Origin of the sequence: Borreliella sinica (assembly GCF_033969665.2) — a bacterium.
In the GTDB taxonomy this organism is placed as follows: Bacteria; Spirochaetota; Spirochaetia; order Borreliales; family Borreliaceae; genus Borreliella; species Borreliella sinica.
Genome location: NZ_CP135183.1, coordinates 42,110 through 57,089 on the forward strand (window position 1 = coordinate 42,110; position 14,980 = coordinate 57,089).

The 14,980-nt window shown below is 28.2% G+C and carries 14 protein-coding genes; 2 read left to right on the plus strand and 12 right to left on the minus strand.

The window, feature by feature from the left end; translation table 11 throughout:
• Positions 1-3: 3 nt before the first annotated feature.
• The 12 genes from QIA41_RS04785 to QIA41_RS04840 form a co-directional block, all read right to left on the minus strand.
• A complete protein-coding gene (locus QIA41_RS04785; RefSeq protein WP_320292913.1) occupies positions 4-864 on the minus strand; it encodes a complement regulator-acquiring protein in 861 nt (286 codons plus the stop codon).
• Positions 865-1,034: 170 nt separating this feature from the next.
• Entirely contained in the window at positions 1,035-2,333 is a 1,299-nt protein-coding gene (locus QIA41_RS04790; RefSeq protein WP_320292914.1) for a complement regulator-acquiring protein, read from the minus strand.
• Positions 2,334-2,502: 169 nt separating this feature from the next.
• Positions 2,503-3,216, minus strand: a complete 714-nt coding sequence (locus QIA41_RS04795; RefSeq protein WP_320292915.1) for a complement regulator-acquiring protein — start codon at positions 3,214-3,216, stop codon at positions 2,503-2,505.
• Between the two features lie 82 nt (positions 3,217-3,298).
• A complete protein-coding gene (locus QIA41_RS04800) occupies positions 3,299-4,027 on the minus strand; it encodes a complement regulator-acquiring protein (protein ID WP_320292916.1) in 729 nt (242 codons plus the stop codon).
• Between the two features lie 273 nt (positions 4,028-4,300).
• Positions 4,301-4,558 carry a hypothetical protein gene (locus QIA41_RS04805; protein ID WP_320292917.1) on the minus strand — a complete coding sequence of 86 codons (258 nt, stop codon included), beginning with the start codon at positions 4,556-4,558 and terminating at the stop codon, positions 4,301-4,303.
• A complete protein-coding gene (locus QIA41_RS04810; RefSeq protein ID WP_320292918.1) occupies positions 4,542-5,705 on the minus strand; it encodes a complement regulator-acquiring protein in 1,164 nt (387 codons plus the stop codon). The genes QIA41_RS04805 and QIA41_RS04810 overlap by 17 nt, the downstream gene beginning before the upstream one ends.
• A gap of 239 nt (positions 5,706-5,944) precedes the next feature.
• Positions 5,945-6,898, minus strand: coding sequence for a complement regulator-acquiring protein (locus tag QIA41_RS04815; RefSeq protein WP_320292919.1), 954 nt, complete (start codon positions 6,896-6,898; stop codon positions 5,945-5,947).
• Positions 6,899-7,137: 239 nt separating this feature from the next.
• Positions 7,138-8,616 (minus strand): complement regulator-acquiring protein, encoded by a 1,479-nt coding sequence (locus QIA41_RS04820; RefSeq protein ID WP_320292920.1) that lies wholly within the window; start codon positions 8,614-8,616, stop codon positions 7,138-7,140.
• 233 nt (positions 8,617-8,849) lie between these two features.
• On the minus strand, positions 8,850-9,659 hold the full coding sequence (locus QIA41_RS04825; RefSeq protein ID WP_320292921.1) for a complement regulator-acquiring protein: 810 nt from the start codon (positions 9,657-9,659) through the stop codon (positions 8,850-8,852).
• Positions 9,660-9,764: 105 nt separating this feature from the next.
• The gene (locus tag QIA41_RS04830; RefSeq protein ID WP_320292922.1) at positions 9,765-10,529 is read right to left on the minus strand and encodes a complement regulator-acquiring protein; all 765 of its coding nucleotides are present in this window, start codon (positions 10,527-10,529) and stop codon (positions 9,765-9,767) included.
• A 268-nt stretch (positions 10,530-10,797) separates the two neighbouring features.
• Entirely contained in the window at positions 10,798-11,544 is a 747-nt protein-coding gene (locus tag QIA41_RS04835) for a complement regulator-acquiring protein (protein ID WP_320292923.1), read from the minus strand.
• 136 nt (positions 11,545-11,680) lie between these two features.
• Positions 11,681-12,586 carry a complement regulator-acquiring protein gene (locus QIA41_RS04840; RefSeq protein ID WP_320292924.1) on the minus strand — a complete coding sequence of 302 codons (906 nt, stop codon included), beginning with the start codon at positions 12,584-12,586 and terminating at the stop codon, positions 11,681-11,683.
• A gap of 544 nt (positions 12,587-13,130) precedes the next feature.
• On the opposite strand from QIA41_RS04840, the gene QIA41_RS04845 reads away from it, so the two are divergent.
• Complete coding sequence (locus QIA41_RS04845; RefSeq protein WP_320292925.1) at positions 13,131-13,904, plus strand: OMS28 family porin; 774 nt, start codon at positions 13,131-13,133, stop codon at positions 13,902-13,904.
• Between the two features lie 186 nt (positions 13,905-14,090).
• Positions 14,091-14,894 (plus strand): FAD-dependent thymidylate synthase, encoded by an 804-nt coding sequence (thyX, locus tag QIA41_RS04850; protein ID WP_320292926.1) that lies wholly within the window; start codon positions 14,091-14,093, stop codon positions 14,892-14,894.
• The last annotated feature ends 86 nt before the right edge of the window (positions 14,895-14,980 follow it).

Below are 14,980 nucleotides of genomic sequence, written 5' to 3' on the forward strand. Positions count from 1 at the left end.
TTTTTAAATTTTATTAGATTTAAATAATATGTCTAGGTAAAGGAATGCTTGCTCTGATCTTGAACAAATAGAAATTATTTTATCTTCGTATAGTTCTTGGATATGGGCCTTTAGCTTTTCTGCATTGTTTTGCAGCTCTAAGGTAGAATTTGAACTTTTAATCAATGTTTCTATTGTATTTAGCCATTCTTTTTTTATTTCGATTAAATCAACAATTACATCATAAATTTCTTCTAAAGTATTTTTATTAAAATAAGTAAAAGTATTTTCTTTTAACAAGTTTATGTTAATTGATAAATCCTCAAGCGCAACTTCAAATCTTTGTTGAATTTGTATACCCCTTGATATTTTTTTTATTATATCGTGGGCTTTTTGGTTCTTGTAAAGCTTATTTACAATCTCTGCTAAATTGAAAATGTCGGTGGTGTTGTAACTTAGTGATGAATAAAATTGTCTTCTCATTTTTCGAGATTCCAATAAGTTTGAGCTCATTTTTTCTCTGAGTTTTTCACCATTTTTAGAGTTTATTTTATAAACATTAATTAGTTCAAACATGCTATTTTTAAGACCAAATTGGCTAGGTATTTCTGTTAGGAGTTTGTCTCTTTTTATTATTGCCATTTCTTTTTTTAAGATTTCAGCAAGCTTGTCAACCAGATCAGTTATTTCTTTGTTAGAAATTTTTAAGTTTTTTGTTGATCTTGGATCTTTTTGGGTTTTTACATCCTTTTTAGGATTTAATTCATCATGTTTTGTTTCTGTAAAACTTGCTATTTTTTTTTGAGTATCTTTGTAGTTTAGCTTACAAGAGAAAAATATTATTATTCCTAATGTTATAAATATTGATAATTTTATCTTTTTCAAAATTTGCTCCTTTAATAAAAATTTTAAGTAATTTTAATTATTTAAAATTAATACTTAATGATTCAAATTTAGTTCAAATTTGAAATTGAACAATGAAAAAAAAAGAAGAGGCCAGGACTCTTCTTTAATTAAATCGTTGTTAAATGGTTTATTTTCGTATTTTAAATAAATTATTTAAATTCTGTTATGCTAATGTATAGGTCAAGAACAGACTGGCGAGCATTTTGCATCTTATTTAAATATTTGGCCTGAATGTATTGCGCTAAGAAGCCGGAATCCTTTAGGCTTGCATTAGAGCTTGCATTAGAGCTTGCATTAGCAATGAGAGCGTCAACTTGTTTTGACCATTCTTTTTTTTCAGTTAATATTGTATTGAATATTAATTGAAGATCTTTTATCTTGGTCTCAAAGTCAAAGCCACCAATTCTATTTTTTACATGTTCTTCAGTAAGGATTTCAATTTTTTTCTCTAGTTCTTCTAGGGCAAGCTCAAAAGAAATTTGTATTCCAAGTCCTGATATTATTAATGATCTGATTAAGCTGTGATTTTTATCCTCTTTATAAAGGATTTCCATTATTGATCCAAATTGTTCGATTTTTGATTGATCAAAATCCAGAACCGCATAGAATTTATTTCTTTCATTTTCTGCTTCTGGGGTATTGGAGTTAAGCAGCGGTGCGTAACTTCGATCAAAAACTGTAATATTTGAAATAACATCTAGTAGAGAAAATGCAGAATCTTTCATTTTAAATTGATCGTAAGTTTCTCTAAATCCGGTGTTGTTTTTTATTTTGGTTTTTTCTTCAGAAATTGTTCTAAGAAAATTATCTTTTAATGTTTGTGATTTAATGCTAGCTGTTTGGGCAAAGCTTAATGAAACTTGTTCAAACATTGTGGAAGAATTATTGTCTTGCAAGCCTAATAATTCCGTGTGATTATTTGAATCATCCAAGCTGTATCTTGTAACATGTTTTTGGGGTTTTCTTATATTTTTCCTAGAATTTTTTGTACCCTTAGGCCCATTTTTAATTTGGCTAGATGCTATTTGCCTTGTTGGTGTGACTTCTTTTGTTGATTTTGCATTTTTTCCACTTTCTGTGGGCGGACTTGCTGAATTTGTTTTGGGCCTACTTGCTGAATTTGTCGAATTTGCTAGACTTGTTGAGCTTGCTCCGGGTAGACTTTTGGGATTTTCTTTGATTGAGCTTGTGCTAGAATATGGAATTTGAAATTCTAGGTCTTTCGCCGGTTGCGATTGTTTTTGTAGCGCTACCGCTTTAGCAGCGCTTGATTTATTTTGTGCAGCATTTGAGCTTGTGTCAATTATTATTTCTTGATCATCTGTTGTATTTTTGAGAAGTTCTTTTACTTTATTTTCATTCTCTTCGTTTAGCCCAGCATTGATTGTACAAGAAGATAAAAACAAGGTCGCAATGAACCTTAAGTATATTAATGATTTAACCTTCAAGATATTATTCCTTGATTCCTTTTTAATGAATTTTAATAATCAAAATTAATTAAAATTTAAAATTAATTACTAATTAATAAAAATTTAATTCAAATTGTAAAATAATCAATAAATATAAAAAATATAAATAAAAAAAGAGCAAAGATTTTTACTCTTTTTTGTTGGATGCTTATAAGTTTTCTTGCAATTCTCTTCCAATCTCTATCATTAAGTCATAAATCCCATTTGAGTCCGGCTTTAATGTATTCTCATAGGTTGTTTTCAAATAAGTTTCTAATTCTTTAGCGTTGTTTTGAAGATTTTTATTATCGTTGTAGGTGATAATAATCTTGTCTATATTTTTGATCCACTGTTGTCGCATTTCCAGAATTTTATTGATTTTATTTTTTACATCTTTTAGTTTTTCTTTGCTTTTAAAATCAATAAGATCATCTTTTCTGTTGTTTATGTCAAAAATAGCAATTTCTAGTGGATTTTGGATAAAAATTGATCCTCTGTCGATTATTGACTGAATTAAATCTACAATTGGACTATTTTGTGTTATGGGACTAAAGCTTACAAAGTAATTCTTTTGTAATATAGCTTTATAGAAAATTTCCATTAAGTTTGTAATTCTTGTTTTATTGTACTCAAGAGATGAATAAAACTGTCTTCTGTAATCCCGGCTAAGTTCATCGTTTTTTTTAATAAAATAAAAAATGTTTTTTGTTTGATTGAAGTCCAATTCTTCTTCTTTTTTGTCGCTTTCTATTTTTTCTACTACGGGTTTTATTATTTTTTCTATTTTCTCGACAAGTTCTTGTTTTGAACCAATTAAATTACATGAACACAAAAGCAGTGTTATTATTGTTAGCTTGTCAAATGCCAATTTGTATTTTTTCACAATATTCTCCTTTTATAAAAATGAATCTTAAATTGTTTTATTCTAAATAAATACAAAAATAAAAATTGTTAGCCTAGCATATTTAATTTTGACCCCTAGGTATTGGGACAGGTATTGGTAGAGTTGGCAAATTGTAATGATTTAATATTTCTTTTATTTTTCCAGTTGCAGTTTTTGTGTCATATTTTTCCTGCTTGATTTCATGTCTAATGTGTTCTGCTAGATTGTTAGCATCCTCTTTGATTTTTTCTAAATTTTCATTGTAGTTAAGAATAATCTGATCTACTTTTTTGATCCAATTTTGCTGTATTTCAAAAAGTTCTTTTATCAAAGTCTCAAGAGTTTTTAAGTTTTCTTTTCCCAGCTTTTTTAATTCATCTGTGTCTTGAGGTATTTTTAAAATCGCATCCTCAATGTTTTTTTGAATGCCAAAATGTCCCATTTCAACAATCTCTTCAATTAGTCGGTGATGGCGGTGTTCTTTGTAAAGTTGTGTTAGTATTTTGCCAAAGTTTACAATTCTTGCTGTATTGTAATTCAAAGAAGAATAAAATAATCGCCTTTCATCTTTTTTTGAGTCTGAGTTGAGTTTCGCAAGTTTAAGGCTAGTTGTATCTGTGTTAAAGACTGAATATTTCATTCCAAACTGATCAGTGTCTTCGGGTTTATCTTTATCTTCTTCTATTTTTTCTTTAAATTCTTTTATTTTTGTTGATATTCTTTCGGTTATTGTTCCTTGAAATAAACTGCAAGAGCACAAAAGAAGCGCTGTAATGACAATATTTTTTAATATTAGGTCATTTTTTCCCAAAATATTCTCCTTTTAAAAATGTAATAATGTGCAGTACAAAATAATTTTTAGTACATATTACAAATGTATCTCAAATTATAAAAGTTTAAATTTAAACTTTTATAAAATTTAAAAGTTATTAAAAGATATTAAAGTCATTGTTGTGTTGTTTTATTGTTGCATTGAGCTTGGAGTTAGATTAAATGAGTTGAGTATAAAAAAAAAGAGAAGTTAATTCTTCTCTTTTTCAAAATTTCAAGTGCAACCTATTAATTTTAAAAATTAATAGGAATTTTAAGATTCAAATAAAGACTTGAAATTTTTGTAATGTTTATTCATATGTTGTGCTAGTTTTTCATTGGTTTTAATGTTGCAGCAATTTTGGCCGTAGTAGTGTTCAATATTTTTGTTTAGGCTTATTAGAAATGCTTGTTTTGGTCTTAACAACCCATATTCTGTATACGTTACTCCTGAAATATTGTCATCAGGAGTAACTTTAAAAGTTTCTAGGAAATCAAATTGCGTATTGGCAATGTTATTTATTTGCATCATATTCTTTTTTCTCTATCTTCAAGGATCTTTCCAATTTGTGAGCTTCTTGGTATGATCTCAAATTTTTAGCTTCTCGATGTAAAAATCTGTATTTTCGAGATTCTTGACTTGGAGATTTTGGCCTTGAAGAATTTTTGAGACTTTGAGATTCTTGATCTTGAGGTTCTTTGCTTCGAGATTCTTTACCTTGATCTGTAGAGTCTTGATCTGTAGAGTCTTGATTTGTAGAGTCTTGATTTGTAGAGTCTTGATCTTTAGAGCTTTGATCTTTAGAGCTTTGATCTTTAGAGCTTTGATCTTTAGAGTCTTGACCTTTAGAGTCTTGACTTGCAGTTTCTATGCCTTTAGATTCTGAGCTTGAAGGTTCGCTATCTATAGATCTTTGATCTGTAGGGTCTTGATCTTGAGGGCCTTTATCTATGTTTTGATCTGTAGGTCCTTTATCTTTAGAGCCTTGATCTGTAGAGCCTTGATCTGTAGAGCCTTGATTTGAATGATTTTTAAGACCTTGAGATTCTTGACTTAAAGATTCTTGATCTTGAGATTTTGGACTTGAAGATTTTTGATCCTGAGATTCTGAGTTTGAAGTTTTTCTATCTATAGAGTCTTGACTTGCAGTTTCTATGCCTTTAGATTCTGAGTTTAAAGTTTCGTTGTCTTGAGCTTCTTTGCCTTTAGATTCTGAGCTTAAAGTTTCTCTATCCGCAGAGTCTTGACCTGCAGTTTCTTTGCCTTTAGATTCTGAGCTTGAATAATTTTTGAGACCTTGAGATTCTTGATCTTTAGATTCTTTGTCTTTAGATTCTTTGTCTTTAGATTCTGGACTTGAAGATTCTGGACTTGAAGATTCTGGACTTGAAGATTCTGGACTTGAAGATTTTGGATCTTTAGATTTTGGATCTTTAGATTTTGGATTTAAAGCTTCCTGATTTTTAGATTTATTCTTTGAAGCTCCCTGTTCTTTAGATTCTTGGTTTGTATTTTTGGTGTTTCTAGATTTAGTTCCAAAATTTTTTTTATTTTCTTTTAAATTTTTATGGCCTTTTAATTTTGGATCCGCCCTATTAACATCACATGAGATGCAGATTAAAGCTAATATTGCTGTAATAATATTAAGCTTAATTGTGTTTAGTTTAGTTTTTTTCAAAATACTCTCCTTCTAAAATTAGAATCAATATTTATTAATTCTAGTACAAAAAAATAATATAACAACATTATTCTATTTGTCAAATAATATTATTTTTATTTGATATTAAAGATTAAATATCTATTGTACGGTTATTGCTGGTTTTAGCTTAAATTTGGATTGAATGAGTCTAAAAAAAAAGAGAAGTTAATTCTTCTCTTTTTTAAAATTTCAAGTGCAACGTATTAAATTTTTTTGTATTAATAGCTAGAGTAAAAATCCTTTGGTAAAGCATGAAAAGACCTAAATAAAGAATAAAAATGCTTTAATAAAGAATTAAAGTTTGTGTAATATTCATAGATATTAATTGCTAGTTTTTCATTATTAGTTTTAATGTTTTCCTTATTTTGATTGTAAGCCTCAATAGTTTCGTTTAAATTTTTTGCAAACTTTTCTTTTATATTTAAAGCAAGTTCTGTTTTCTGTAGTAGTAATTTGTGTTTTTCAGGGGGAAGAGGGGCCTCCAATTCAAGGTGGTTTATTGATTCTAAACAGTTAGCTAGGTCTAATTGAATTTCTGTTGATATATAATAAAGGAATAGTTCAACTACCTTTCTGTATAGGGGAGTTTCTATAAGTTTTTCAAGAATTTCTTTTAATGTCTCTATTTTATTTGTGTCGTAATTTAAAGATGAATAAATTACTCTTTTTAGGCTTATTCGTACATCGTCTGAAATCCTGTCATAAGCAGATAGATTAAAAGTTTCTAGGAAATCAAATTGAGTTTTAGCAATATTGGCGGCTATTTGTTTATCTTCTTGGTTTTTTTCTGCTTCTAGGAGCTCCCCAAATTTTTTTAATTTTGAGAGCACCTCATCTTCTTGAGATTTTTGATCTTGAGATTCTAATTTTAAAGTTTCTTTGTCTTTGTCTTGAGATTCTGAGCTTGAATAATTTATGAGACCTTGAGAGTCTGGACTTAAAGATTTCTGATCTTTAGATTTATTATTTGAAGCTTCCTGTTCTTTAGATTCTTGGTTTGTATTTTTGATGTTTATAGATTTATTTCCAAAATTTTGGGTGCTTTCTTTTAAATCGGTATGACTTTTTACTTTGGGAGTAGTTTTATTAACATCACATGAGATGCAGATTAAAGCTAATATTGCTGTAATAATATTAAGCTTATTAATTGTATTTAGTTTAGTTTTTTTCAAAATATTCTCCTTTTAAAATTAGAATCAATAAAAATTGATTCTAGTACAAAAAAATAATATAACAACATTATTCTATTTGTCAAATAATATTATTTTTATTTGACATTAAAGATTAAATATCTATTGTGCGGTTATTGCTGGTTTTAGCTTAAATTTGGATTGAATGAGTCTAAAAAAAAAGAGAAGAATTAACTTCTCTTTTTTAAAATATCAAGTGCAATGTATTAAATTTTTCTGTATTAATATCTAGAATGAACATCATTTGGCAAAGCATAAAAAGACTTAAATAAATCACGAAAAGACTGCAATAAAGAATTAAAGTCTGTATAATATTTTTCTAGATGACTTGCTAGTTGTTCATTATCGGTTTTAATGTTTTCCTTATTTTGATTGTAAGCCTCAATAGTTTCGTTTAAATTTTTTGCAAACGCTTTTTTTAGATTTAAAGCAAGTTCTGTTTTCTGTAGTAGCAATTTGATTTTTTTAGGAGCAAGAGATCTCAATTCAAGGCTTATCGGTGATAAACAGACTTCTAGGTCTAATTGAATTTCCATTGCTATATGATAAAGAAATAGTTTAACTATCTCTTTGTGTTGGGGAGTTTCTAGAAGTTTTTCAAGAATTTCTTTTAATGTCCCTATTTTATTTGTGTCGTAATTTAAAGATGAGTAAATTATTCTTTTTAGTTTTTTTACCATACTACTTATTGGAGTAGTGCCGTAAGGAGTTAGTTTAAAAGTTTCTAGGAAATCATATTGAGTATTAGCAATATTGGCTATTTGTGTATCTTCTTGGTTTGTTTCTGCTTCTAGGATCTCCCCAATTTTTTCTAATTTTGAGACCTCATCTCCTTGAGATTCTTGGTTTGAAGTTTCTTGACCTTGAGAGTCTAGATCTGTAGAGCCTTGTATAGAGCCTTGATGATCTGTAGAACCTTGAACTGTAGAGCCTTGAACTGTAGAACCTTGAACTGTAGAGCCTTGAACTGTAGAACCTTGAACTGTAGACTCTGGTTTTAAAGTTTCTTTATCTTGAGAGCCTTGATGATCTGTAGAGTCTTGATCTTCAGAATCTTGAGCTTTTGAGCCTAGATCTGTAGAGTCTTGATCTTCAGAGCCTGGATCTTTAGAGTCTTGACTTGCAGTTTCTGTGCCTTTAGATTCTGAGCTTGAAGGTTCGCTATCTGTAGATCTTTGATCTGTAGGGTCTTGATCTTGAGGGCCTTTATCTATGTTTTGATCTGTAGGTCCTTTATCTTTAGAGTTTAGAAGATCTGTAGAGTCTTGATTTTTAGAGCCTTGATGATCTGTAGATCCTTTATCTGTAGAACCTAGATCTTGAGAGTCTTGAGCTTTAGAGTTTTGAGCTTGAGAGTCTTGAGCTTTAGATTCTGAGTTTGAAGTTTTTTTATCTTGAGATTCTTTGCCTGGAGATTTTAGATTTGGAGATTCTTGATCCTTAGATTTTGGACTTGAAGATTTCTGATCTTTAGATTCTTGATCTTTAGATTTTGGACTTGAAGATTTCTGATCTTTAGATTCTTGGTTTGTATTTTTGATGTTTCTAGATTTAGTTCCAAAATTTTTTTTATTTTCTTTTAAATTTTTATGGCCTTTTAATTTTGGATCCGCCCTATTAACATCACATGAGATGCAGATTAAAGCTAATATTGCTGTAATAATATTAAGCTTAATTGTGTTTAGTTTAGTTTTTTTCAAAATATTCTCCTTCTAAAATTAGAATCAATATTTATTAATTCTAGTACAAAAAAATAATATAACAATATTATTTTGATTGTCAAATAATATTGTTTTTATTTGATACTAAAAGATTGAATTTCTATTGTGTGTTGTTGTTTTAGCTTGATTTAGATTAAATGAATAAAAAAAAAGAGAGGAATTAACTTCTCTTTTGAAAATTTCAAGTGCAGCGTATTATTTTTTAATGTAGATTAAAGGAGCTTTAAAGTAGTAGTGTCTTTGAAATATTTATTCATATAGTTTGCCAGGCTTTCTTCACTATTTTTAATGTTTTCCTTATTTTGATTGTAATCTTCAATAGTTTCGTTTAAAGTTTTTGCAAACCTTTGTTTTAGTCTTGACTCATATTCTGTGAGCATTAGTAGCGTACTGGATTGGTCTCGGTCTAGAGTGTGTAAATCATTTTTTATTGATTCTAAACGACTCTCTAGTAGAGATTGAATACGCCATGTTAAGGTAGTAAGGAACCCGAACATCAAACCTAGATTTTTGGGATTTTTGTTAAGTTTTTCAATAATTTCTTTTAATACTGTTATTTTTTGTATGTCATAATTTACAGCTGAATAAATCATGCGTTTCATTTTCAGTTCTTCTTCTTCAACAGGCTTGTAGTTGTCGATTTTTAAAGTGCTTAAAAAATCATGTTCCGTGTTAGCCATTTTAGCTATTTGTATATCTTCTTGTTTTTTTTGAGCTTCCAAGGTTTTGCCAAATTGTTTTAATTTTAAGATGATGGAATCTCTAGGTTCTAGACCTCGAGGCTTTTGATCTTGAGACTCTTGATCTTGAGGTTTTTGATCTTGAGACTTTTGATCTTGAGACTTTTGATCTTGAGACTTTTGATCTTGAGATTTGTTGTTTAAAATTTTTGCATTTTCTTTTGAATCAGTATGGTTTTTTAGCTGAGGATCAATTTTATTAACATCGCATGAGATGAAGGTTAGAGTTAATATTGTTGTAATAATATTGAGCTTAATTATGTTAAGGTTTTTGTTTTTCAAAATACTCTCCTTATAAAATTAGAATCATTATTTATTAAGTATATTACAAAAAAATAATATAACAATATTATTTTGATTGTCAAATAATATTGTTTTTTGCTTTGGTTAAAGGGGCTTTAAAGTAGTAGTGTCTTTGAAATATTCATTCATATGGCTTGCTAGTTTCGCGGCATCGGTTTTAATGTTTTGATGATTTTGATTGTAAGCTTCAATAGTTTCGTTTAAAGCTTTTACAAACCTTTGTTTTTCTTTTAATTGATATTCTGTTTGGATTAATAGCCATCTGGAGTTTTCTTGATTTAGGGTGCTTAATTCATTTTCTATTGAGTCTAGGTTACTGTCCAGGTGGAATTGAATGCTCCATGATGTGTGATTAATAAACCTTTCAGCTATATTTTTGTGTTGATCATTTTTAATAAGTTTTTCAAGAATTTCTTTTAATGTTGCTATTTTTGAAGTGTCGTAATTTAAGGATGAATAAATTATTCTTTTTATTAGCAATTGCTTATCTTTTGAAATAGAGTCTTGGGGGTTGATTTTAAAAGTATCTAGGAAATCAAATTGTGCATTAATGTTGGCTATTTGAGTATGTTCTTTTTCTTTTTGGGCTTTCATGCTTTTACCGATTGTTTTTAGTTTCAATACTATTGGGTCTTGAGATTTTTGACTTGAAGATTTTGAGTCTTGAGATTTTTGACTTGAAGATTTTGAGTCTTGAGGTTTATTTTGTAAATTTTTTGCAGTTTCTTTTGGATTGATTTGCCTTTTTAGCTGAGGATCAATTTTATTAGCATCACATGAGATGCAAGTTAGAGTTAATATTGTTGTAATAATATTGAGCTTAATTATATTAAGTTTATTTTTTGTCAAAATACTCTCCTTTTAAATTAAAATCAATATTTATTAATTCTAATTTAAAACAATACTACAACTATATTGTTTTAAATGTCAAATAATATTAGTTTTATTTGATATTTAAATATTATATTAAGTGATTAATTTCATTGCGCAGTCATTGTTGTTTTTAGTTTGGATTTAAATCCCATGAGTTTAAAAAAAAAAGAGAAGAATTAACTTCTCTTTTTCAAAAAAAAATGTCAAGTGCAATGTATTATTTTTTTACTAGATTAAATAAATGTTAGTTGTGAGGCATTTTAGGGAAAAAAGTTTCGAAATTTTTATTTATGTAGTTTGCAAGTTTCGCATCATCAGTTTTAATGCCTTGCTGATCTTGACTGTAAGCCTCGATAGTTTCATTTAAAGTTTTTGCAAACCTTTGCGTTTTTTTTAGATCCTCTTTTGCGAAGGTTAGAATAAGATTGAATTCTTTTGGTTCTAGAGCGTTTAATTCTTTAGTTTTTATTGATTGTAAATTTTTGTTTAGTTCAAGTTCAATACCCATTGCTGCGTAATAAAGCAATTTTCTAACTATTTCTTTGTGTTGATCATTTTTAATAAGTTTTTCAAGAATTTCTTTTAATATTGCTATTTTTGAAGTTTCGTAGTTTAAGGATGAGTACATTATTCTTTTTATTTTCATTTGATCATCTTCAGAAATATTATCGTGGGAATCGATTTTAAAAGTAGCTAGGAAATCAAGGTTTTGACTAGCAATTTTAGGTATTTGCGTGTTTTCTTGCTCTTTTTGAATTTCCAAGATCTTACCAATTGTTGTTAATTGGGTTGTGGGATCTTTAGATTCTAAATCTTTATATAAAGCTTCTAGAATTTGCGATTCATTTGTTAAATTTTGGGTATTTTCCTTTGAATCGGTGTGGCCTTGTAGTTGGGGATCAGTTTTATTAATCCCGCATGAGATGCAAATTAAGCTTAATATCATTGCAACAATATTAAGCTTAATTGTGTTTGGGTTATTTTTTTTCAAAATATTCTCCTTTTTAAAATTAGAATTATTATTTATTTATTCTAGTATAAAAAAATAATATATTAAATTTCTATTGCACTGCAAGGATTTTGTGTTAATTTTTAGCATTTTAATCCCCCTTAATACCCCCTATTAATTAGTAGTGTGTGTGGTCACAACAGGCTTTAAGTAATGTTTGAATATCTTTTAAAATATTCATGCTTTCATTTGGGTTTAATTTATTTTCATAGCCGACTCTTATTATTTCGCTCAGAATGATTCCATTGGTTTTGACCCCCGCTGTATTGTTGTCATATTCTCCAATAATGTTTTCTACAGTTGTTATCCATACATTTCGCTCTTGTATTAGTTTTTCAAAGTTTTCTTGAATATCTTTTACTGTTTTTGTTCTAAAATTAAACATTAGACGTCTGAGCTCAGTTTTGGTTAAAAGATTGACTGTTTTTTCAAATGATTCTTGAATTTTAAACCCTGTCCAAAAAATTGAGCTAATAAGACTGTAATGGTTACCATTTGAGCTTGATGCTTGTGCAAGTATTTTACCCAATTTTTTGATTTTATTTTCATCATAATTAAGAGATGAATAAAATAATCTTCTAAACAGATTTTTTGTTAACATTGAATCAATGATAATATCTTGATTTTCTGGGATTGTGGTTTTGTTTATTCCGAATTGATCAATAGGTTCAATTTTTTGAATATCCTTATTTATTTTTTGAGTGAATATTTCTATATCTGGTTCTATTTTATTGATTAATTTTTCATTTTCATTTAACTCTTGTTTTATTTTTTCAATAACAGCTTCTTTTTCATTTTTTAATAACTGGTTTTGTTTTAAGCTGTGAAAATATTCAGCTTGAGTATTTTCATGTTTAAAATGTTTAAGATTTTCTGAGATCTTTATACTAGATTTTTCAATCTCAATGGGGTTTGATTGCAATTCAATTGCTTTCGCGTTGTTTGATTTAGAATAAAAAGAACATGAGAAGAGCAAAGTTATTTTAAGTAGCTTTAATATCTTGCAAATTCTTTTTCTTTTCAAGAAAAAATCCTTTAAAAAAATTTAATGATTAATTAGTATTATTTGGCAAGCTCAATATTTACAATTTCTAATATAAATATATTTCAATTTACTTAATTTTCAATGTTTGTTTTTCATATTTGAAATAAAAGATAATAAATAAATTAATTAATTATTTAAAATATTTTTTTTAAAAAAAGTATTAAAATGTTTTGTTTGATTTTAAAATTTGTCCGCAGTGCAATTAATATTGACGCTTGTGTTTTGCTCAATAATTTTATTAATTTCAAAAATTTTTGCTACGAGCCTTGTTTTTGGCAACGATTGCATTATATTTTTCATGTGTTATTTTATAATAATAAGTTTAAACATTATAAAATAACACCGTTCTCCCCATTTTAATACTGAATTTGAGTTTTATAGCCCCTATTGAGAGCCTTTTTAAAAAAGAATGTTTTTAATTAAAAAAGTTAATTATTTATATTTATACAAATATGTATTGATTCTAATTTAATTATGTTCTAAAATATAAAGAATAAAATAGTTTAATTAAGGAGAATTAATAATGACTAAAGTATTTAGTAATTTAATAATTAATGGATTGTTGTTTGGACTTGTAAATTTAAATATGTTTGCAGATTCTAACAATGTAAGTATTCTTCAATCTAAGTCTAACGTTTTAGAACAACCAGATAAAAAAGATGACAAGAAATCCGATCAAAAAGATCAGGTTAATCAGGCTCTAGATCATATTAGTAGGGTGACAGAAGATGTTTCTAATAAATTAGAAGAAGTTAGAGAATCATCTCTTGAGTTAGTAGAATCAAATGATGCTGGTGTAGTGAAAAAATTTGTAGGCTCAATGTCTTTAATCTCAGATGTTGCTGAGGGAGCTGTTATTGCATCACAAGAAGCAACAATTGTGGCAAAGTTTTCAGGAATGGTTGCTGAGGATGCAAATAAAGTTGTTGAAATGTCTAAGAAGGCTGTTCAAGAGACCCAAAAAGCTGTTTCTGCTGCAGGTGAAGCAATGCTTGTAATAGAGAAGCAAATAATGTCAAATAAATCCCCAAATAATAAAGAATTGGAATTAACAAAAGAAGAATTTGCAAAAGTGGAACAAGTTAAAGAAACTCTAATGGCTTCTGAAAGAGCTTTAGACGAAACAGCTCAAGAGGCTCAAAAAGTTCTCAAAATTGTTAATGATTTAAAGCCATCAAATGAAAATCAAGCAGTAGCAAAAAAAGATGTTGCAAAGGCTATTTCTAATGTTATTAAAGTAGCTCAAGGTGCAAGAGATTTTACAAAAGTAATGACTATTTCTTTATATATGAAATAGTTTGATTATACAGATTTATAAATGATTAGAGGGTAAAGTAAGTTTGGGGGCTAATATTATTAGCCCCCAAACTGTTTTCATTTTCATTTTGTTAAGATCAATATTATCCCCATTAATGATGTTATTATGATATAATTACTTGTACTCTAAAAGGGTTAATAAATTTGCTTTAAGGAGTATTGGTTTTTGATTAAAGAATATAAAATTTTGGATAATGGGTTTTTAAAGCTTATTGATTTTATGGGAGATGATAAGCGAATAGTTGAGTCTGCAAGGATTTCTTATCGAGGTGGTAGTGCTAAAAGAAAAGATGAGGAACTTGTTGACTACTTGATAAGAAATGGACATACAAGTCCATTTGAGCAGGTGGTTTTTACATTTCATGTTAAGGCTCCAATATTTATTGCAAGGCAATGGATGAGGCACAGAACCGCAAGAATTAATGAAGTTTCTGGATGCTATAGCTTGGCAAGAGAAGAATTTTATTTGCCCTTAGAAGAGGATTTAAAGTGTCAAAATTCTAGTAATAATAAATCTAAAAAAGGGTTAAATTCTTTGGAAAAAAGTTTATTAGAGAGAATAAAACATCATCAAAAACATTCTTATGAGCTTTATCAAGATATGCTCAATGCTAGTATTTCAAAAGAACTTTCAAGAATAGTTTTGCCTTTAAGTTTGTATACCGAGTGGTATTGGCAAATTGATTTAAGCAATCTTTTCCATTTTATTAAATTGCGATTAGCTTTAGATGTCCCAAAAGAAATTAAAGAGAATTCGCCAAAAGAAATGCAAGAATATGCTAAGGCATTGATGAGCATAGTAAAAGAAATTGTTCCCATTTCTTTTAACAGTTTTGAAAATCATTTTTTAAAAGGAAAGAGATTTTCTTGCGAAGAGATCATTGCAATTGCTAATGCCTTGGATTTAAATAAGCTTAGTATGGATGCTGAAAAATTGAACTTGTTGAAAGATAAGCTGGGAATTGATTGATTATAAAGTATTCGGTATTTTAATTTATTAGGCTAAATTTTAAAGAGAAAGTATGAATAAATTATTATACTAATCAATTTATACTT

Bases quoted from the DNA above. Each gene is read 5' to 3' on its own strand.
- QIA41_RS04805 (WP_320292917.1), bottom strand. From the start codon at position 4,558: ATGATGCAAATAAATAACATTGCCAATACGCAATTTGATTTCCTAGAA.
- QIA41_RS04845 (WP_320292925.1), top strand. From the start codon at position 13,131: ATGACTAAAGTATTTAGTAATTTAATAATTAATGGATTGTTGTTTGGA.